18 protein-coding genes and 1 riboswitch are annotated in these 18,081 nt (G+C 65.1%); of the genes, 5 read left to right on the top strand and 13 right to left on the bottom strand.

The window, feature by feature from the left end; translation table 11 throughout:
* Positions 1-219: 219 nt before the first annotated feature.
* The 7 genes from OK351_RS17375 to OK351_RS17345 form a co-directional block, all read right to left on the bottom strand.
* On the bottom strand, positions 220-624 hold the full coding sequence (locus OK351_RS17375) for a DUF6069 family protein (RefSeq protein ID WP_265161581.1): 405 nt from the start codon (positions 622-624) through the stop codon (positions 220-222).
* Between the two features lie 135 nt (positions 625-759).
* Positions 760-1,566 carry a xanthine dehydrogenase accessory protein XdhC gene (xdhC, locus tag OK351_RS17370; protein ID WP_265161579.1) on the bottom strand — a complete coding sequence of 269 codons (807 nt, stop codon included), beginning with the start codon at positions 1,564-1,566 and terminating at the stop codon, positions 760-762.
* The gene (xdhB, locus tag OK351_RS17365; protein ID WP_265161577.1) at positions 1,563-3,920 is read right to left on the bottom strand and encodes a xanthine dehydrogenase molybdopterin binding subunit; all 2,358 of its coding nucleotides are present in this window, start codon (positions 3,918-3,920) and stop codon (positions 1,563-1,565) included. The genes xdhC and xdhB overlap by 4 nt, the downstream gene beginning before the upstream one ends.
* Entirely contained in the window at positions 3,917-5,425 is a 1,509-nt protein-coding gene (locus tag OK351_RS17360; protein WP_265161575.1) for a xanthine dehydrogenase small subunit, read from the bottom strand. Before OK351_RS17360 ends, xdhB begins: the two co-directional genes overlap by 4 nt.
* Before the next feature lie 367 nt (positions 5,426-5,792).
* Positions 5,793-6,224 carry a DUF6069 family protein gene (locus OK351_RS17355; RefSeq protein ID WP_265161573.1) on the bottom strand — a complete coding sequence of 144 codons (432 nt, stop codon included), beginning with the start codon at positions 6,222-6,224 and terminating at the stop codon, positions 5,793-5,795.
* 174 nt (positions 6,225-6,398) lie between these two features.
* Complete coding sequence (locus OK351_RS17350; protein WP_265161571.1) at positions 6,399-7,103, bottom strand: phosphonatase-like hydrolase; 705 nt, start codon at positions 7,101-7,103, stop codon at positions 6,399-6,401.
* 33 nt (positions 7,104-7,136) lie between these two features.
* On the bottom strand, positions 7,137-7,898 hold the full coding sequence (locus OK351_RS17345) for a GntR family transcriptional regulator (protein ID WP_265161569.1): 762 nt from the start codon (positions 7,896-7,898) through the stop codon (positions 7,137-7,139).
* 153 nt (positions 7,899-8,051) lie between these two features.
* Between OK351_RS17345 and OK351_RS17340 the strand changes: the two genes are divergently transcribed.
* Genes OK351_RS17340 through phnE form a run of 4 tightly spaced genes read left to right on the top strand, consistent with a single transcriptional unit; the run spans position 8,052 to position 11,863 of the window.
* Entirely contained in the window at positions 8,052-9,260 is a 1,209-nt protein-coding gene (locus OK351_RS17340) for a TIGR03364 family FAD-dependent oxidoreductase (RefSeq protein WP_265161567.1), read from the top strand.
* Between the two features lie 37 nt (positions 9,261-9,297).
* Positions 9,298-10,215, top strand: coding sequence for a phosphate/phosphite/phosphonate ABC transporter substrate-binding protein (locus OK351_RS17335; protein WP_265161565.1), 918 nt, complete (start codon positions 9,298-9,300; stop codon positions 10,213-10,215).
* The gene (locus OK351_RS17330; protein WP_265161563.1) at positions 10,215-10,994 is read left to right on the top strand and encodes a phosphonate ABC transporter ATP-binding protein; all 780 of its coding nucleotides are present in this window, start codon (positions 10,215-10,217) and stop codon (positions 10,992-10,994) included. Before OK351_RS17335 ends, OK351_RS17330 begins: the two co-directional genes overlap by 1 nt.
* The gene (gene phnE / locus OK351_RS17325) at positions 10,991-11,863 is read left to right on the top strand and encodes a phosphonate ABC transporter, permease protein PhnE (protein WP_265161561.1); all 873 of its coding nucleotides are present in this window, start codon (positions 10,991-10,993) and stop codon (positions 11,861-11,863) included. The genes OK351_RS17330 and phnE overlap by 4 nt, the downstream gene beginning before the upstream one ends.
* A gap of 24 nt (positions 11,864-11,887) precedes the next feature.
* On the opposite strand, the gene OK351_RS17320 is transcribed toward phnE, so the two are convergent.
* Positions 11,888-13,120, bottom strand: coding sequence for an acyl-CoA dehydrogenase family protein (locus OK351_RS17320; protein WP_265161559.1), 1,233 nt, complete (start codon positions 13,118-13,120; stop codon positions 11,888-11,890).
* 111 nt (positions 13,121-13,231) lie between these two features.
* A complete protein-coding gene (locus OK351_RS17315) occupies positions 13,232-14,458 on the bottom strand; it encodes an acyl-CoA dehydrogenase family protein (RefSeq protein WP_265161557.1) in 1,227 nt (408 codons plus the stop codon).
* A gap of 48 nt (positions 14,459-14,506) precedes the next feature.
* Positions 14,507-14,597, bottom strand: a riboswitch (SAM riboswitch).
* Positions 14,598-14,813: 216 nt separating this feature from the next.
* On the opposite strand from OK351_RS17315, the gene OK351_RS17310 reads away from it, so the two are divergent.
* On the top strand, positions 14,814-15,170 hold the full coding sequence (locus tag OK351_RS17310; RefSeq protein ID WP_265161555.1) for an SdpI family protein: 357 nt from the start codon (positions 14,814-14,816) through the stop codon (positions 15,168-15,170).
* Positions 15,171-15,277: 107 nt separating this feature from the next.
* Here OK351_RS17310 and OK351_RS17305 read toward each other — a convergent pair whose 3' ends face one another.
* From OK351_RS17305 to OK351_RS17290, 4 genes are all read right to left on the bottom strand, one after another.
* Positions 15,278-15,922, bottom strand: a complete 645-nt coding sequence (locus OK351_RS17305; RefSeq protein ID WP_265161553.1) for a GntP family permease — start codon at positions 15,920-15,922, stop codon at positions 15,278-15,280.
* Positions 15,923-16,004: 82 nt separating this feature from the next.
* On the bottom strand, positions 16,005-16,634 hold the full coding sequence (locus OK351_RS17300; RefSeq protein ID WP_265161551.1) for a GntP family permease: 630 nt from the start codon (positions 16,632-16,634) through the stop codon (positions 16,005-16,007).
* A 291-nt stretch (positions 16,635-16,925) separates the two neighbouring features.
* A complete protein-coding gene (locus OK351_RS17295) occupies positions 16,926-17,459 on the bottom strand; it encodes a helix-turn-helix domain-containing protein (protein ID WP_265161549.1) in 534 nt (177 codons plus the stop codon).
* A 107-nt stretch (positions 17,460-17,566) separates the two neighbouring features.
* On the bottom strand, positions 17,567-17,980 hold the full coding sequence (locus OK351_RS17290; protein ID WP_265161547.1) for a sugar diacid recognition domain-containing protein: 414 nt from the start codon (positions 17,978-17,980) through the stop codon (positions 17,567-17,569).
* Positions 17,981-18,081 lie beyond the last annotated feature (101 nt).

Genomic DNA, 18,081 nt, shown 5'->3' with positions numbered 1-18,081 from the left:
AGATCCAGTTGGCGAAGAAGGGGCATCGTCCGGAGCAGGCTACGACGAAGGTCATCACCAATCCGAAATAGCTGTTGAAACGGGCCTGCGCGTAGTGCGGGGCTCTAGTCCGGAAGAATTCCGGTAGGCCAGATGCCTACCGGGATTCTTCGACTGTGCAGCGGACAGGCTCTCTGTTGCACCGAAAGGCACTCTGGTTTGAGAAAAAGTACCCTCCAGCTAGTTCTTGTTCGAGTGGTGCACCGCAAAGAGGAAGGCGACTCCGGCAACCAGGTGCAAGACGCCCATGGTCACAGAGGTGGCGATATCGGTAGCGAAAACGATCGGGCTGGCGATTGACAGCGCCGCCACGACCAGTCCGGCCCACCCTGCGACCTTGCAGAGTCCCGGCTTGCCGCGGCCGAGGACAAAGACCACCAGCCCCAGGACCATGATCGGGGCAATGGTCCAACCGATCACGTGGGCGAACTGGACATGCTCAATCAATCCGCCGCTGAACTCCATGGAGGCGCCGAAGGATTCACCGATGAAGTAGGCGATCACATTCAGGTAGGCCACACCCAGTGCGGCGATCAGTACCTGGACGTAGTTGAACGGGCTGCGGTAGGTCGTTTCGGTACTCACGGGCGTAGCAACTTCCTTGTACTAGTTGAAAGAAAACAACTAATACTACGTCCGCAATGTCTTGGGCAACAGGTTTTTCAGCCGTGAAATACGCGACATTCCGCGTTCAGGCAGCACTCCCCGAACCCCCAAGACTCAGACCCGCGCGGCACCGACCCCGGCCATGCGCTTATACAGGTCCGCCGCGACGCTGACCGCAATGGTGGCCGGCTCCTTGCCCACCACCTCCGGGTCCCCGATGGGACAGGTGATCCTCTCGATCACCTCGGCAGCGTGCCCGGAGTCGGCCAGGTTCTTGCGGAACCGCTGCCATTTGGCCATGGAGCCGATCAGTCCGATCGAGCCGAGTGCCGGATGCCGCAAAGCGGCATCACACAGGTGGAAGTCCTCGGCATGGTCATGGGTCATGATCAACACATGGGTTCCGCCGGGCAACCGGCTGAGCACCTCCTCACCGATCACGGAATGGCGCGGATGGATACGGGCCACCGATGGCTCTAGCATGCCCAGATCCTGCAGGGCCTCATGGCGCGCATCGCTCAGATACAGTTCGATATCCTGCCTGGACAGGATCCGGGCGAGTTCAAGTCCCACATGGCCTACCCCGAAGATCGCCACCGCCTCGGGAACCGCCAGCGGTTCGAGGAGGATTGTCACTTCTCCCCCGCAACATTGCCGGCCATAGGCCGCCGGGGCCTTGTCATTCAGCCGGAGGGTCAGCGTTTCGGGTGATTTCACCGCCCCGGCAAGCATCTGTCGCGCAGTAGTCACCGCGGTCATCTCCAGGTTGCCGCCACCGATGGTCTCGTATAGCTCGTCGACGGTGACCACCATCTTGGTTCCGGCCTCCCGGGGCGCATGACCGCGTATCCCGATCACGGTGACCAGCACCGCCGGCGTTCGCTGGGAACGCAACCGGAGCACCGCATCAATCCACGTCATGAGGGCCGCCTGCTGATCATGTCATGTGTCTCCCGGGCCGTTTGGACCGCCCAGAAGACAGCCTCGGGGGTGGCAGGCGAGGCCAGTTCCACGCTGGTTCCGGGCCGGGCAAACCCGGCGATCGCCTGACGCAGGGCCTCGCGTACCGAGAAGGCCAGCATCAGCGGGGGCTCTCCTACCGCCTTGGAACCGTAGACCGCGCCTTCCTCGTGGGCCTTGTCCAGCAGGGAGACGTTGAAGACCTCTGGCATTTCCGAGAAGCTCGGGATCTTATAGGTACTGGCGGCCTGGGTGGCCAGCCGCCCCCGGCTGGGGCGGTCGCTGGTGTCCCAACGCAGGTCCTCCAGGGTCAACCAGCCGGCGCCCTGAACGAAACCGCCCTCGATCTGGCCAAGATCGACCAGCGGGGACAGCGAGTCGCCCACGTCATAGACCACATCCACTTGGCGCAGCCGGTAGGAGCCGTCGAAGCGGTTGACCTCGATCTCGCTGGCCGCAGCCGCGTAGGCGAAGTACTTGAAGGGTTCACCCCGCATGGCACCCAGATCCCAGTGCAGCCCCTCGGTGCGGTAGAAACCCGCCGCCGAGAGCTGGACCCGCTGGAGGTAGGCGGCATGGACCAGGTCCCTCCAGCTGATGGTTTCGCCTCCCCCCAGGCTGGAGACCTTCCCACGGCTGAACCGGATTTCGTGGGCCGGGACACCGAGCTTGACCGCAGCCACCTGGGCGAGCCGTGCGCGGATCTGTTCACAGGCGTCCTTCACCGCACCACCGTTCAGGTCGCTGCCGGAACTGGCCGCCGTGGCCGAGGTATTGGGAACCTTGTCGGTACGGGTCGGCGCGATCCGCACCGTGTCCAGCTCGACCCCGAGGGCGGTGGCGGCCACCTGCAGCATCTTGGTATGCAGTCCCTGCCCCATTTCGGTGCCACCGTGGTTAACCAGCACCGAACCGTCCTTGTAGACCAGCACCAGGGCACCGGCCTGGTTGAAGGCGGTGAGGTTGAAGGAGATCCCGAATTTCACCGGGGTCAATGCCAGGCCGCGTTTAACGTGCTCATGCGTCCTGTTGAAGTGTTCGATCTGCGTTTCGCGGTGTTCGATCCGGGCGCTGTCCAGCAGTTGCCGCCAGGCGGCGTGCATCCGTTCGGGGTGGCGCACCGGCTGGTAGTACGGGGTGTCCTGCCCCGGCGTGTAGAAGTTCCGGCGCCGCAGTTCCCTGGCGCTCAGCCCGAGGTGCGGGGCCACCCGTCCCAGGATGTCTTCCATGACCAGCATGCCCTGCGGTCCCCCAAACCCGCGGAAGGCGGTTTGCGAGGTCTTGTGGCATTTGGCGACCCGACCGTGCACCCGGATATTGGGCACCCAGTACGCGTTGTCGATGTGGCACATGGCCCGGGTCAGTACCGGTTCGGACAGGTCCAGGCTCCACCCTCCGTCGGCGGTCAGGGTTGCGTCCAGGCCCAGGATCCTGCCTTGGGTGTCGAAACCGATTTTCCAGCTGGCATGGAAGCCGTGGCGTTTGCCGGTCATGGTGATATCCACGGTGCGATCCAATCTCACCCGCACCGGCCGTCCGGTGAGGGTTGCCCCGAGTCCCGCGATGGCGGCATACCCGTGGGATTGCATTTCCTTGCCGCCGAAGCCCCCGCCCATGCGCACTACCTGGACGGTGATCCGGTGGGCCGGGATCCCCAGGATGTGCGAGACGATGTCCTGGGTTTCGGTGGGGTGCTGGGTGGAGGAATGGATCAGCAGCTGACCGCTTTCATCCACCACGGCCAGCGAGTTCTGCGTCTCAAGGTAGAAGTGTTCCTGACCGGCGAACTCGAATTCCCCCTCGAACACCTGCGCGGCATCCCGGAACGCGGCCTGCACGTCGCCTTTGTTGATCACCGGCTGGATTCCGTGGAAGCTGTGCGCCGCGATGGCTTCCCGCACGGTAATCAGCGAGTCGAGCGGCTGGTAATCCACCGTCACCGCGGCCGCCCCGGCCTTGGCCGCTTCAAGATCCTCGCCGAGCACCCAGGCCACGGCCTGACCATAGAACATGACCTCGTCCACCGGCAGCAACGGCTCATCATGTTTGGCCCCCTGGTCATTGACACCTGGAATATCGGCGGCCGTGATCACCTGCACCACCCCGGGCACCCGGTAGGCGCCGCTGATGTCCAGACCCGGGATCCTGGCGTGCGCCCAGGTGGATTGCACCGGGTAGGCGTGCAGCACCCCGGCCATCCGCCGGTCGAGGTCGTCGGTGTACAGCGCACTTCCGGTGACATGGCCTACCGCCGATTCATGCGGGTGCCTTTCCCCGACAACAGGCTGGTCGGGACGTTGGGACAGTTCGCTCATTTGCCTTCCCCCTTCGCCAGGTCGGCCCGCTGCTGTTCTTCGGCATAGAACCGTTCCAGCGAGGCGGTGAGCATGGCCCTTCGGTAGCGGGCGCTGGCCCGGTGGTCATCCAGCGGGGTCCCCTCGGCGCCCATGATCCGTGCGGCTTCCTGGATGGTCTCCAGGTTCCAGGGCCGGCCTTCGAGCACCGTTTCGGTGGCGGTGGCCCGCAAGGGGGTGGCCGCCACCCCGCCCAGCCCGATCCGTGCCTTGCTGATGATGCCGTCCTGGACGGCGAACGCATAGCCGATGGCCACACTGGAGATGTCATCGAAGCGCCGTTTGGCGATTTTCTGGAAATCGGTCAGCGCGCTCAGCGGGAGCGGGATGCGGATGGCGGTGATCAGTTCGCCGGGGCGGCGGACCGTTTGCCGGTATCCGGTGAAGTAGCCGGCCAACGGTACCGTCCGTTGGCCGGCCAGTGAGCCGAGCACGAGTTCGGCTTCGAGCGCCAACAGGGCCGGAGGGGTGTCGCCGATGGGTGAGCCGGTCCCCAGGTTCCCGCCGATGGTCGCGCTGTTGCGGATGAGCCGGGAGGCGAATTGTCCAAAGAGCCGGTCAAGCAGGGGGATTCGTCCCTCGAGCGAGCGCTCTAGTTCGCTCAGCGTGCATGCGGCCCCGATCTCGATCCGGGTGTCGGTGATTTCCAGTTGCCGCAGTTCCTCCAGCCGGTCGATGGCCAGCAGGGATTGTCCGCGCCTGCCCTTGATGTTCACCTCCACTGACCAGTCGGTGGCCCCGGCCACCGGCAGCACCTCCGGTTCCTCGGCCAGGATCCGCAGTGCCTCCTCCAGGGTTCCGGGCCGGCGGTACCGGCCCGGTTGGCCGGCGGGGGTGTCGGCTCGGGTCAGGTCGGTGTGTGCCGCCGCCGGTGCGGGCGTAGCACGCCGGGCAGCCAGCATGTCTCCCGTGGCCGGGGTGTCCAGTGCAAAGGCCGCGTCGCGGATGGGCCGGTATCCGGCGCACCGGCACAGGTTGCCGGAGAGCGCGTGCAGGTCGAAACCGTTGGGCCCGCAATGCGGGTCCCCGATCTCCGGGGTATCAGCCTGGGCGTTCCCGTTCGCCGCGCGTTCGGGTCGATAGTATTCGGCAGCCATGGAACAGACGAATCCCGGGGTACAGTAACCGCATTGCGAGCCGCCGCGTTCAACCAGCTGCCGCTGCACGGGATGCAGATCTGTGCGGCTCCCCAGCCCTTCGGCGGTGATCACTTCCTGGCCGTCCAGGGCCGCGGCCGGTAGCAGGCAGGCATTGAGTGCGGTCCAGCGGGTGGTGTCCCCGTCCGGTCGGGCCACCAGGATGGAGCAGGCCCCGCATTCCCCCTCGGCGCAGCCTTCCTTGCTGGCGGTCAGCCCTTGGCCGCGCAGGAAGTCCAGGGCGTTGGTATGTGTTGGCCCGGTGAATTCCCGCACCGTGCCATTAACGGTGATCAGGCATTGGGAGTCGTCGGTGTTCTTGGCGGTCATGCCGCTTCCTCCTGCTTCCCGCGGAGGGAAGCACTGTGAATGAACGAATGATGATGGGCGCGCGACACAGCGGCCTGCGTAGCAGCGCCAGCGGCCAAGTTCCTGGTCAGTTGGCTCGCTGTGTGCAGGCCAGCCTAGTCTCCGTGGGCGATCTGCCCCTTCGACCATGCATTCGATCCACCCATGAGGGTCCTTCCGGTCGTCCAGTTCATCACCGTGGCCGGTTCCCTGCGGAACCAACCGCACGCCCCGCATCAGGTGAACGTGGACTGGTCCCCCACCCCGGGCGTGCTCCGACCATAGCAGTGACCGTGACGCATGTCATGCCCTGGGTGGTATTCGATTCACCTGCCGTGAAGGGCGCGGTTCAGTGTTCCCGCGCCGCGGCTTCGTTATATTTCCTGTTTGAGTAGTTCACCGCCAGGTACCACGAGCCACCGACGATCAGGTGCATCAACGCCAACGCGATGCCACTGGCCAGATCCGCGGCAAACATGATCGGGTTGATGATCGCCAGCACAACGACCGCCACCCCGACCCATTGCGCGATCTTGCAGAATCCCGGCCTGGCCCGCCCGATCACCCAGGTCAAAAAGCCCAGGACCACAATTGGCATGACGGTGAATCTGATGACTTCAATGAAGGCCAGGTGCTCGAATAGGCCCCCGGTGAAATTCATTGATGCGCCGGCTGCACCGGCAACGAAGTAGATGAATGTGCAGATCGAGGCGGCCCCGAAGGCCGCAATCAGGATCTGGACGTAGTTGAACGGCATCTTGAACCTGGTCTCAGCAACCATGGCCGACCATCTCCCCTGAAACAGTAGTTCCGTTTGGTCCCCCTCTTTTCAGGGTACGCCTCTTTCGGCTTTCCGGGCAGGGCGATACGGCCTTGCAGGGGCCCGCCAACGGGCAGGAGTCCAGCGGCACCACCCACCGGGTGGTGCCGCTGGACTCCTGTTTCCGGTGCCGCCTCAGGAACCGGCAGGCACCGCGGTGTCGCACAGCTGGGCGACAAATTGGGGCAAGTCCCCGACCCCATCAATGATGGCATCGTGGGGGTGGCGCTCCAGATCTTCGCGGCCCAGCTTCCCGGTCAACACACCCACCGCGACAGCCCCCGCATTCCTCGCCGCCTGCAGGTCCACGACGGTGTCCCCGGCCGCAAGCACCCGGGCGACGTTGCGCACGCCGGTCAGCTCCATGGCCCGGTGGATCATGTAGGGGGCAGGCCGTCCGGCGGCGACCTGGTCCGCGGTGACGATCGCGTCAAGCAGCTGCCCCTCACCGGTCTTCCAGCCCAACTGCGCCATCAGCATATCGGCCACGTCCTTCGAGAATCCGGTGCTCAGCGCAACCTTGATTCCGCGGGCCGATAGTTCCCGCAGCGCCTGCTCCACTCCGGGCAAGCTGGTCGGCGGGTTGTCGCGGTAGTAGCCGAACAGCAGTTCGCGGAACCGCTCGAAGGTCTGGTCAACCAACCCCGGCGTGGGTTGTCCACCGCCGAGTTCGATCAGGGCGGTGATGGCTTCACGCTTTTCAACGCCCATCCACTGTTGCAGGTCGCTGTCGGCCACGTCGACACCGGTTTCCATCACGGAGTCCCGCAACGCGCGGTACACGTCCCCGTGTTCGTCAACAGTGGTGCCAGCCATATCGCAAACTACCAATTCGATCATGTTTCCTCATCTCCTTGCAGGGTTTCAAAAGTTTCAGGCCACGGAGGCGGGCACACGGACCAGGGTCGCGCGGTGTTCGGAGGTGTTCTCGATGCTGAAGTTGGCCAGATGCGGAAGGTACCGGTCATCGGAGAACTCCATGGCCTGGCCGGCCCGTGAACGGGTCAACCGCTTTTCACGCAACAACGGGGTCCCGGCGGGCACCCCGAGCAGCCGGCTGTCCACCTCGTCCGCTCCCACCGCGTCGATCGTATGCTGGCCCCGGTCCAGGCTGATCCCCTGTTCACGCAGGAACCCGAAGATCGAGCCGGTGTCGGTGTCGAAATCAAAGAGCAGGCGGCCCACCGGCAGGATGAAACTGGATCGCTCCAGCATGGCCGGCACCTCATCCAGCAGGCGCAACCTCAGGACCTGGACCACCTGGGTGTCGGGTTCCAATTCCAGTCGGGCAGCCACCTGCCGGTCCGCCGGACGCTTGGCCAGCTCAATGGTGCGTTGCCCCGGGACCCTCCCGCTGGATAGCGCCCACTCGGTGAAGGACATGAAGGTGGTAAAGGGCTGGGAAGGGACCGCATGGGCGACCACCGGCGGCTTGCCTTGCACTCCGGTGATCAGTCCCTCGGATCGCAGTGCGGCAAGGGCCTGCCGGACCGTTCCCCGCGACGCCCCGGCCTGTACAGACAGCTGCGATTCACTGGGCAGGGCATCGCCCTCCACCCAGTGCCCGTTGCGGATCCGCCGACGCAATTCGTCGGCCAGCACCTGGTGCTTGGGTTCATGGTTACTCTGGCTCACCACTTGATCATACAAGGGCAACTCCGCGGAATTCAGCGATAACCGGGGCTTGCCGGTGAACATTTGATGTCCACTGGTTGGCCAAGGTGAACACTGCGGAAACTTGTCCAGACAAGTGCCTTTGCGGCTTGTCCGGTGCATCATCCACCAGCCATGATCAATGGCGTGATCAACGAATCCTCCACCACACAATCCACCCTCGAAACACGACATAGCGATGTCCTTGTCGTCGGAGCAGGCATCGTCGGGCTGGCCCACGCCGCCCGCGCCATTGACCGCGGGTTAAGCGTGCGGGTCATTGACCGGGACCACCAGGCGGTCGGCGCCTCGGTCCGCAACTTCGGCCACTGCTGCATCACCGCGCAATCCGGTGAACTCTACGACCTGGCCCGCCACGGACGCGAGCTGTGGTTGCACTACGCACGGGAATCCGGGTTCTGGGCCGTCGAGTCCGGTGCGGTTGTCGTGGCCACCACAGCAACCGAACTGGCCGTGCTGACCGAACTCGCTCAGCTACGCGAACCGGGCCAGATCCGCCTGCTGACACCCGCCCAGGTCGCGGCCGAGCTGGGCCGCCAGGACACCGTTGGCATCATCGGTGGTGCCTGGTTGCGTGACGACCTGCGTGTGGACCCACGCACCACGGTGGCCAAGCTGGCCGCCTGGGTCGATACCCGGCCACGGGCCGCGGTGCACTGGAATACCAGCGCCACCGCCGTTGAGAGTGGAATCACCCGGCGGGCCCGGGTGAACACCAGCCGCGGCGCGTTCGAGGCCGACCAGGTGTACTTCTGCGTGGGACACGATGTCGACTACCTGTTCCCGGAGCTGGCCGAAGCCCACCAGGTGCAGCGCTGCGCGCTGAACATGCTCCGTACCCAAGCCCCCAAGGGCCTGGACTTGGCTCCGGCGGTACTGACCGCCAGTTCCATGCTGCGCTACCAGGCCTTCACCGAGGTGCCCTCGGCCCGGGCACTGCATGACGAACTGGCGGCGGAGCATCCTCACCTGCTGGCCATTGACGCCAATGTGATGTTCACCCAGCGTCCCGACGGCACCCTGCTGCTGGGCGACTCCCACCGGTACGCCGCCACCCAGGACCCCTTCCTGGACGAGTCGACCTCCCGCACCCTACACCGGACGATCGGCACCGTCCTATCCGGCCACGATCTGACGGTGATCGAACGCTGGCAGGGGATCTACGCCTCCAGCCCGCGGGGACCGCTGCTGGTGGCCGATGTGGCCGAAGGGGTCACGGTCGTCTCCGTCACCTCGGGGGTTGGCATGACCGTCGGCTTCGGCCTGGCGGAGCGGAACACCGCAACACTGCCCCACCGGCAACCCGAGCCCGCCCCTTGCTGATTTTGCACTCCACAAACCGACCTAAGGACCACACCCCATGAAGAATCCACACACCCTGACCGCGCTGGCCAGCCTGGCGGCGCTGCTGGCAGTGACCGCCTGCGGTTCCGCCAACGCCAGCGCAGGCATCGAAGGGGCCCCGGCGTACTGTGCCGAGGACCCGATCACCTTCGGCATCGAACCCTATGAGGATCCGGCCAAGCTGGAACCGGCCTACGGGGTACTGGCCACGGCACTGGAACGCGAACTGGGCTGCCAGGTCGAGGTCCAGGTGGTCGAGGACTACTCCGCCGAGGTCCTGTCCATGCGTAACGGCAAACTCGACCTGGGCCAGTTCGGACCGCTGGGCTACGTCTTCGCCCACCAGCAGGCCGGCGCCGAACCCCTGGTGTCCTTCGGCACCGCCGACGGCACGCTGAGCACCTACACCGCCGGGATCTGGGTGCCTGCGGACTCGGCTGTCACCGGCATGGCGGACCTGCGCGGAAAGGACCTGGCCCTGGGCGGGGTCGGTTCGACCTCCGGTGACGTGCTGCCCCGGTATGCGCTGAAAACCAACGGCATCGCCGAAGCGGAACTGGACATCAACTATGCCGGCGGCCATCCCGAGGCCCTGCTGGCCCTGGTCAACGGAACCGTGGACGCCGCCCAGATCAACTCCCAGGCCATGGCCACCGCGGCCGAGGCGGGCACCATCGATCCCGCGGACTACCGGCAGATCTGGAAGTCCGACCCGATACCCAACGACCCGATCACCATCCGGCCGGATGCGGACCCCGCATTGAAGGAGGCGGTGCGCGCGGCACTTGTCGATCTGCCATCCGAGGACATTGCCGAAGTCGCCAGATTCCTTGACGTCTCACCTCCCGGCCCGCTGCTGGAAGTCGACAAGGACACCTACCAGCCGCTCTTCGACCTGGCCCGGGACATGGGCCTGAGCGAGGAGGACGCCTGATGGCACGGGACCGGTATTCCCCACCCGCCCTGGGCGTCAGCGGGCTCACCAAGTCCTATCACGGCCGCCCGGTACTCAAGGGCGTGGACTTCCAGGTGGAGTGCGGGGAGCTGGTGGCGTTCCTGGGAGCCAACGGGTCGGGCAAATCCACCACCCTCAAATGCGTGGCCGGTCTGGCCGAACCCGATGCCGGCACGATCAGGCTCCAGGGGACCGAGCTGTCGGGTCTGTCCGGCAAGACCCTGGCCGCGGCACGCAGCCAGGCGGCCATGGTCTTCCAGAAGATCCACCTGGTTCCGCGGCGTACCGCACTGGATAACGTATGCGCCGGGGCCTTGGCCAGGACCAGCGGGCCCGCCTCGCTCTCCCCGCTGTTCTTCTCCCGCGCCCTGCGCGAGGAGGCCCTGGACTGCCTGGACCGGGTGGGACTGGCGGACCGTGCCCTGGAGAAGGTCGGACGGCTCTCCGGCGGCCAACAGCAACGGGTCGCCGTGGCGCGGGCCCTGTGCCAACGGGCCGGCGTCCTGCTGGCGGACGAACCGGTCTCGGCGCTGGATCCCAACGCCGCCGAGCACATCATGGCACTGCTGGCCGAGTTGGCCCACACCCACCAGCTGGCGGTGGCCGCAGTCCTGCACCAGCCCGCGCTGGCGCAACGCCACGCGGACCGGGCGATCGGCCTGCTCCATGGGCGGATCGTCTTCGACGGCCCCGCCGCCGGGCTCGGTGCCGATATCCAGGACCAGCTCTACTCCCCCGAAAGGACCAGCGCGGCATGAGCCTGCAAACACACCAACCGGACACCGCAACACCACCGATCGCCACACCTTCGGCAGCTGCCGGAAGCAGACCGCCGCTGCCGAAGGATCCGCAACGCCACCGCAAACGCGCCCTGTGGGGTACGGCGGCCGTGGTCATCGTGATCCTGCATCTGCTGGCGCTGGAGGGCACCGGGTTCGAGCCGGTGCTGCTGGTGGAGGGCTGGCAGGGCATGGCCCGGTTCATCGCCGATTCCTTCCCGCCTTCCCTGGATTGGGAAGGGGTTATCGCCCCCGGGCTGGAGGCCACCCTGGTGACGCTGTGGATCGGCCTGCTGGGCACCACCCTCTCGGTGCCCACGGCACTGCTCCTGGCCGTGCTGGCTGCGCGCACCACCACCCCGCACCGGTTGGCCTACCAGGTCTCCCGATCCATCCTGTCCTTCTTCCGGGCGGTACCGGATATCGTCTTCGCGCTGATCTTCGTCACCGCGGTGGGGCTGGGGCCGTTCGCCGGGGTGCTGGCACTGATCTGCCACAACACCGGGGTGATGGGCAAATTATGGGCCGAATCCCTGGAGGAAACCGACCAGGGCCCGCAGCAGGCCCTGTCCACCACGGGCGCCTCGCGCCTGCAACAGATCGCCCACAGCTCCCTGCCGCTGGTCACCCCGCAATTCGTCGGCCTGCTGCTCTACCGTTTCGATGTGAATGTGCGCTCTTCGCTAGTCTTGGGGCTGGTCGGTGCCGGCGGCATCGGCTTACTGATCAACCAGGCCATCAAGTCCTTCCAGTTCGATGCCATGCTCAGCCACATCATCATCGTGCTGGTGCTGATCATCGTGGTCGACCAGGCCTCGGCGTTCATCCGCAAGCGGCTGAGCCTCTAGCCGGTCCACTGGGCGCGGTGGAACCTACTTCGAGGCGCCGATCGCCCAGATGCGCGGCAGCTCGGTGCCGTTGACCGCCAGGTCCCCGATCAGCCGGGCCTTGAACACCCACGGGTTGTGGTTGCCGGCGGTACGGGCATTGCGCCAATGCCGGTCCAGGTTCTTCGAGACACTGGTGGCCGAGGCCGCCAGCGCATCGAAGGCGTGGGTCAGTGCGTTGAGCACCAGCGGGGTCAGGACGACCTGGGCCTGGGCGGAGGCCAGCTCGGCCTGGTCGTTGACCGCCTCGTCCTCGTCCGCGGTGATCGCCCCGGCATTCAACGCGAGGGCCGAATCGTACGCCGCCTGCAACGTCTGTGCCACGCGCTCCACGGTGGCCGCGGAGGCGAAGGCCGCGGCCGACACCTCCCCGATGACCTGCAGCAGTTGTGGATCCTCGGCCGCCACATTTGCCGCCGCATGGCTGAAGGTCCGTTTGCGGTTCTTCAGCTCGGCGGCGAAATCGCGTTCGGCACCCAACGCGGACCCGGCGAGCACCGCCAGCAGCACCTGCTGGTAGAACGCCGTCTGGTACTTGAACCGGGTCTCGAAGTCGATCAGGTTTTCCTCGGCCACCACCGCGTCGCTGAAGGTGGAGGTGCCGGTTCCGGTGGTGCGTTGGCCGAATCCGTCCCAGTCGTCGGCGAGCGCGACCCCGGGCTGGTGGCGGTTGACCGCGGCGATCACCCGCTGGCCGGTGTCGGTGCGTTCGGCGTAGGTGTCCAGCCAGTCGGCAAAGATCGAACCGGTGGAATAGTACTTGGTGCCGTTGATCCTGAACCCGCCCTGCCCGTCCGGGGTGACCTTGGTGATCACGTCCCCGACCTTCACGGTGCCGACTTCGGTCCAGGAGTTTCCGACCAGCTCGCCGGCCACGAAACGGGCAAGCCACCGGTCACGGTCCGCGCCGTCGGCGGACACCAGACGGTCTTCGACAAACGCGAAGTGCGCGCGCAGCGCCTGCGCGATATTGGAGTCGGCCGCGGCCAGCTCCACCAACAGTTCAAAGAGCTCGGGCAGCGTGGCACCGGCACCACCATGGGATGCGGGGACACGCACGGCCCCGAAACCGGCCGCGGCCAGTTCGGCGATCTCGGTCCGCGGAAGCTGCCCGCTGCGGTCGCGGTCGGCGGCCCCGGCGGCGATTCTTCCGAAGATCGGGGCGAAGCGTTGGCGCAATTCGGCCAATCGGGTGCGCGAGGCGGCAAGGGTGGTCATAGTCGTGACTCCAATGCAAGGGTTGTGGGAGGAAAAAGGCGCTGGCGCCGTCCAAGAACGGTAATGACGACGCCAGCGGGTTGGTGGGCACCGGGCAACCGGTGCACAAATTTAGGTGTACAGCGACAACGGCTGTACTTCGCCACGCAGGAAGTACGCGCCGACCTCGATTTTCTTGTAATCCACCGGGTCGTGTAGCGAGTGGGTGCGCACATTGCGCCAGAACAGGTCCAACCCCACATCATTCCGGGTCGAGGATGAGCCGGTGACCTCGAAGATCCGGTTGGCGACCTCCACCCCTACCTCGGTGGACACCACCTTCGCCTCGGCGATCTCGACCGCCAGTTCCGCCCGCTGGTTTCGGGTCACTTCCCCAGACAGGGAAAGCAGCGCATCGTACTTGCGTCCCAGCTTCTCGGTCAGCGCCGCCACCGCTGCGGTGCGGGCCTTCAGCTCACCCACGGTGCGCTGGAAGACCACGTCCTGCGAGTAGGTTTCGGCCTGCGAGAGGAACCAGGAGTTCTTGCGGCCCAACAGGATCTGCCGGCCGCGGGCCAGCGCGCCTTCGGCGATGCCCAGGTAGAAGTTGGCAAAGGCCAGCTGGATGCCCGGGGTGAGCAGGGTGGACACCGGCTCATCGGTGACCGGGCCCAGGATGTCCTCCGCGTTGATGCGCACGTTATGGTATTTCAGCGAATTCGAGGCACTCAGCCGCTGGCCCAGGTAGTCCCAGTCATCCACGATTTCCAGGCCTTCACGGTCCCGCGGCAGCACGAAGGCAAGCACCTCGCCGTGCCGTTCGCCGCCGGTGACCTCGGCGTTGACGATGATGACCTCGCCAACCCCGGAGCCGGTGGAAAAACGCTTGGCTCCGTTGAGGCGGAAGCCCTCGCCTTCCGGGGTCAGTTGCAGTGTCGGGTCCACCGGGTTGACCGAGTCGCCCCACAGCCAGCTTCCCGCCACGGTGCGCCGCCACCAGTCGGCCTGCGCCTCGGCCGGGGCGTAGAAGGCGATGCCGGATTGGTTGATGTAGTGGTAGGCCAGCAGCTGGGAGATCGACCCGTCGGCGGCGGCCAGGATGCGGATGACCTCGAAGGCGGTCTCGAAGTGCCCGCCGGCGCCGCCGAACTCGGCCGGGACCAGCAATTCCAGCAGCCCTGCCCCGCGCAGCAGCTGCACCTCGGCGAAGGGCTGCGCGTTGGCGCGGTCGCGGGCCAGCGCATCGGCGGCCAGGGTGTCCGCAACCCGGCGGGCGACGGCGCGCCAGCGCTCCAGTTCGGCCTCGCTGGCGGTGCCGGCGTAGGGGACGCGGGGCAGTGCGGTGCTTTGTACGGTCATCTTCTTCTCCCTTGCGTTGCAGGTTCCGAAGGACGCAGGAGGCCTGCGACTCCATCGTTCCTGGCGTTAGCACTACCTGCGGGATGCAGGCTTGCTGCGGCGTCGCGGAGCCAGGTCTCTCAGCCGCTCTGGATGGGTTGTGCTCTGAGTCAACCACTGCCGGCAGCAGGCTCTGAAGGGCACTGTCATACGAGGGAACGGCAGGACAAAATACGTCATCTTCGAACCTCCTGCTTGCCTGATCGATGGCAGCGCGGCCTTCATATGACGCTTGCATGACGAAATTTGAACTCGGGAACTGCGCAGCTTCCGAATAGGATGGCTGTTCACGGCGAATAGGCAGAGCAGGTGGAACGTGGATCCAGCAGGCGTCATCTCCTTCATGTTCGGGTTGCTGGCCATCACTTTGGTGGCAGCGTTCCTCGCACCCATGGCCCGGGATGGAAAGCTCGCGCGCAATGCGGCAATCGGCATCATGGTGCGCTACACCTTGGCCAGCGACGAGGCCTGGTTGGCAGGGCATCGGCGGGCTGCGCCGCTGGTGGCCGCGGCTTCCTGGGCCGGCTGGGCCATGTTGGCCGGTTCAGCGATTCTCTGCGTGCTGGGCCAGTTAGGTTTCGACTTCGCCACAACCGGCGCAGGTTATCTGGCCATTATCGTGTTGCTGATGGTCTCGGCTGCCAAAGCGAACCAGGCCGCGCGAGGCGTCTAGCGAGCAGGCTCCGGCCCATCCTCAATCGCTTGCAAAAGCATGCTTAATGCAACGGATCGCACCATCGGCAGATGATGCGATCCTTTGCTTGCTCGGTGAGGGTGTTGCTACAGCAGCACAGCGCCCAAGAGCGGTACCGTCAGGAAGGCGGCAGTACTCTGGATGGCGGTTGCCACGCTCAAGGTCTTGTATGCGGTAATCACCGGAATGCGGCTGAGCTGCGACACGACCCAGAAGTAGGAGTCGTTGGCGTGCGAGACAACCATCGCACCGGCACCGACGGCCAATACCGTGAGCACCATGCCCAGCTCCGAACCCAGGCCCAGAGAGCCGAGCATCGGTGCGACCAGCGCGGAGGTGGTCACCATGGACACAGTGGACGAGCCCTGTGCGGACTTCAGCGCCGCGGCGATCAGGAACGGCACCGCCAGGCCCAAGCCCGGGCCGCTGAGCGAATCCGAAAGGATCGTGGTCAGCTCCGAGGCGGCCAGCACCGCGCCGGAGCCGGCGCCGGTGCTCAGCAAGATCGGGGCAGCGGTGCGCACGGCTTCATGCATCTGCTCGTTGAAGACCGCCAGCTTGCTGTCGCCGCTGAGCAGGAAGCTCGAGGAGATCAAGCCGAAGATCAACGCGATCACCGGAGTACCGATGAAGGAAAGGATTTCCAGAGCAACACCCTCGCCGTACGGGAGCGAAGGCAGCTTCGCACTGGAAGCGGCGCAGATCAGCACGAGCGGAACCAGAATCGGCATGAAGGCTAACGCCGGGTGGGGCAATTTGCCGAAGCTTGCGCGCAGCTGCACATAGTCGAGTTCGGAGAGGTCGACTTCGACTTCACTGGGCAGCGGGAGTCCACTTGGACTTGTTGAAACGGCTGGCGTAGGCCAAGCCGGCCAGCGCCGAGATGGCGGCAACAGGCAAGCCGACAGCGATGATGAAGCCCAGGTTGTCGGCAACGCCGATGCTCTCGGCTGCTGCCAGCGGCCCCGGGGTGGGCGGAACCATGGTGTGGGTTGCGTACAGGCCGGTCATCAGGGCGATGGATGTCGCCAGTGCTGAAACTCCGGTGCGCAGTGTGATGGCTTTGCGCAGCGAGTTGAGCACCACGTACCCGGAGTCGCAGAAGATCGGGATGGAAACGATGTAGCCGATGATCGACAGCGTCAGGTTGGGAAACCGCGTGCCCCGGACCTTGATCAGCGCATCTGCCATGGAGATCGCGACACCGGATTTCTCCAGGATCACACCAATCATTGTTCCGAACAGAATCACCAGACCGATGTTGCCCATGGTGCTGCCGAAGGCCGTGGTGACCGTCGAGGCCACGTCGGCCAGCGGAATCCGGTAGGCGAAGGCAACCAGGATGGCGGCGCCAATGAGGGCGAGGAATGGGCTGATTTTCAAGCGTGCCGTGACCATTACGATGGCCACGACAAGGATCAGCAGAACAAGCAGTTCATACACGGCGGGTTGGCTCCTTTGCCAATTATGGTTGTTCCCTGCACACGGTCCGCAGGGGCGCGACCGGAGGATCAGCCCTCTCGGTAAAGCCGCTCAAAGCTTTGCCCGTCGGGCTAGATGCCTCCGTCCCGCCCAGGATTTCGGGCGCAAAGATCGATCATCCTGCCAATATTAGGAAAAGCTGCCCGATTACCTATGGGCACACGACCATAATTGTTTGCTTCCTAGCGGTGCCAATGTGTGCAAATATCCCGATACTCCCAGTCCTGGCACAAGCACCCGAGTTCCCGCGTCCTAGAAAATATGCAGCTGCCCCAAGGCCACTCTCGCGTAAATGGCGTGCTGGAGCTTTAGGGATTCGCTGGACTGCCGGATGTCCACGCCGCTGACCTGGCTGATCCGCGCAAGCCGTTGCACCAAGGTGTTGCGGTGAATATGCAGATCCGTCGCGGCTTGGCTCATCGATGCAGCCGTCGAAACCACCAAGAGGGTTCTGGCCTGTTCCTCGTTGAGCTGTTGCGCCGAAGCATCAGCATGTTCCGGGCTGCGCGCTGGGGTGCGGGCGATAGCCACCGCAATTTCCCGGCTCCACATCCCGCGCTGAGCGTGGCGAGGCACGAGCGACGGGTAGCGCAGCAGCACGCGCAACGCTTCGGTTTCGGCCATGAGATCCATGGCTTTCTCCACCGGCATGGAGACGAGCAACCGTTCCCCATCCATGCGTTCCGCAGCGATAGCCGGCTCGCGGGCGACGCAAAGCCTCCAGTATGCGCCGGACAGGCTGATCCAGGACGTGCGGTGGTGCTCCTTGGCCGATTCTTCGAGCAACGGATCCTCGATGCTTCGCGGGAGCCAGGCTTCGATGCGTTTCGGTCCTCGCAAGCCGTGGGCCGCCAGTGAGCGGTCGATGACTTCGGGGGCAACACGGCTTGCGATCAGCGCAGAAATAATGTCGCGCGCTTCAGTCTCGCGCTGCGCGAATGCTCGTAGTCCTGGGCGAAGAGCAATTGCACGGTCAAGGCAATCAGGCCTGCCAGCGGTTCCACTTCGTGCGGAGTACCGGTCACGCCGACAACTCCGCACAGTTCGCCGTTCAGTGCCAGCGGCACATTAACCCCTGGCAGGGTTCCCGCGGAACCGTCGGCTTGGCTGACCCGGATGATGGCGTTGCGGCTGATCGCCTCGGCGTTGCCGTCGTGATGGGTGCCGATTCGCGCTGCATCAGTCGAAGCGATGATGACGCCGTGAGCATTCATGATGTTCACGTTGCGGTTGATGGTCGGCGCAATCGTGTCGACAACTTTCTGCGCCAATGCGCTGGCCAGCCGCGGTTGCTCCTTTTCGCTCATGAGCTCATCCTATCGGCCAGGGACCGCACCAATATGAAACATCAGCGCACACAAGCAACCAAGGTTCCGGGCTGTCAGTCACAGTTACTCGAAGCATCATC

It is taken from the genome of Glutamicibacter sp. MNS18, from assembly GCF_026107515.2.
Lineage (GTDB): Bacteria > Actinomycetota > Actinomycetes > Actinomycetales > Micrococcaceae > Glutamicibacter.
The sequence above is the reverse complement of the archived record's forward strand: the minus strand, read 5'-3'. Positions and strand labels throughout refer to the sequence as shown.

Excerpts from the sequence above, each read along its gene's own strand:
- xdhC (WP_265161579.1), bottom strand. The coding sequence starts at position 1,566 with ATGACGTGGATTGATGCGGTGCTCCGGTTGCGTTCCCAGCGAACGCCG.
- xdhB (WP_265161577.1), bottom strand. The coding sequence starts at position 3,920 with ATGAGCGAACTGTCCCAACGTCCCGACCAGCCTGTTGTCGGGGAAAGG.
- OK351_RS17360 (WP_265161575.1), bottom strand. The coding sequence starts at position 5,425 with ATGACCGCCAAGAACACCGACGACTCCCAATGCCTGATCACCGTTAAT.
- OK351_RS17355 (WP_265161573.1), bottom strand. The coding sequence starts at position 6,224 with ATGGTTGCTGAGACCAGGTTCAAGATGCCGTTCAACTACGTCCAGATC.
- OK351_RS17350 (WP_265161571.1), bottom strand. The coding sequence starts at position 7,103 with ATGATCGAATTGGTAGTTTGCGATATGGCTGGCACCACTGTTGACGAA.
- OK351_RS17340 (WP_265161567.1), top strand. The coding sequence starts at position 8,052 with ATGATCAATGGCGTGATCAACGAATCCTCCACCACACAATCCACCCTC.
- OK351_RS17335 (WP_265161565.1), top strand. The coding sequence starts at position 9,298 with ATGAAGAATCCACACACCCTGACCGCGCTGGCCAGCCTGGCGGCGCTG.
- OK351_RS17330 (WP_265161563.1), top strand. The coding sequence starts at position 10,215 with ATGGCACGGGACCGGTATTCCCCACCCGCCCTGGGCGTCAGCGGGCTC.
- phnE (WP_265161561.1), top strand. The coding sequence starts at position 10,991 with ATGAGCCTGCAAACACACCAACCGGACACCGCAACACCACCGATCGCC.
- OK351_RS17320 (WP_265161559.1), bottom strand. The coding sequence starts at position 13,120 with ATGACCACCCTTGCCGCCTCGCGCACCCGATTGGCCGAATTGCGCCAA.
- OK351_RS17315 (WP_265161557.1), bottom strand. The coding sequence starts at position 14,458 with ATGACCGTACAAAGCACCGCACTGCCCCGCGTCCCCTACGCCGGCACC.
- OK351_RS17305 (WP_265161553.1), bottom strand. The coding sequence starts at position 15,922 with ATGCCGATTCTGGTTCCGCTCGTGCTGATCTGCGCCGCTTCCAGTGCG.
- OK351_RS17290 (WP_265161547.1), bottom strand. The coding sequence starts at position 17,980 with ATGAGCGAAAAGGAGCAACCGCGGCTGGCCAGCGCATTGGCGCAGAAA.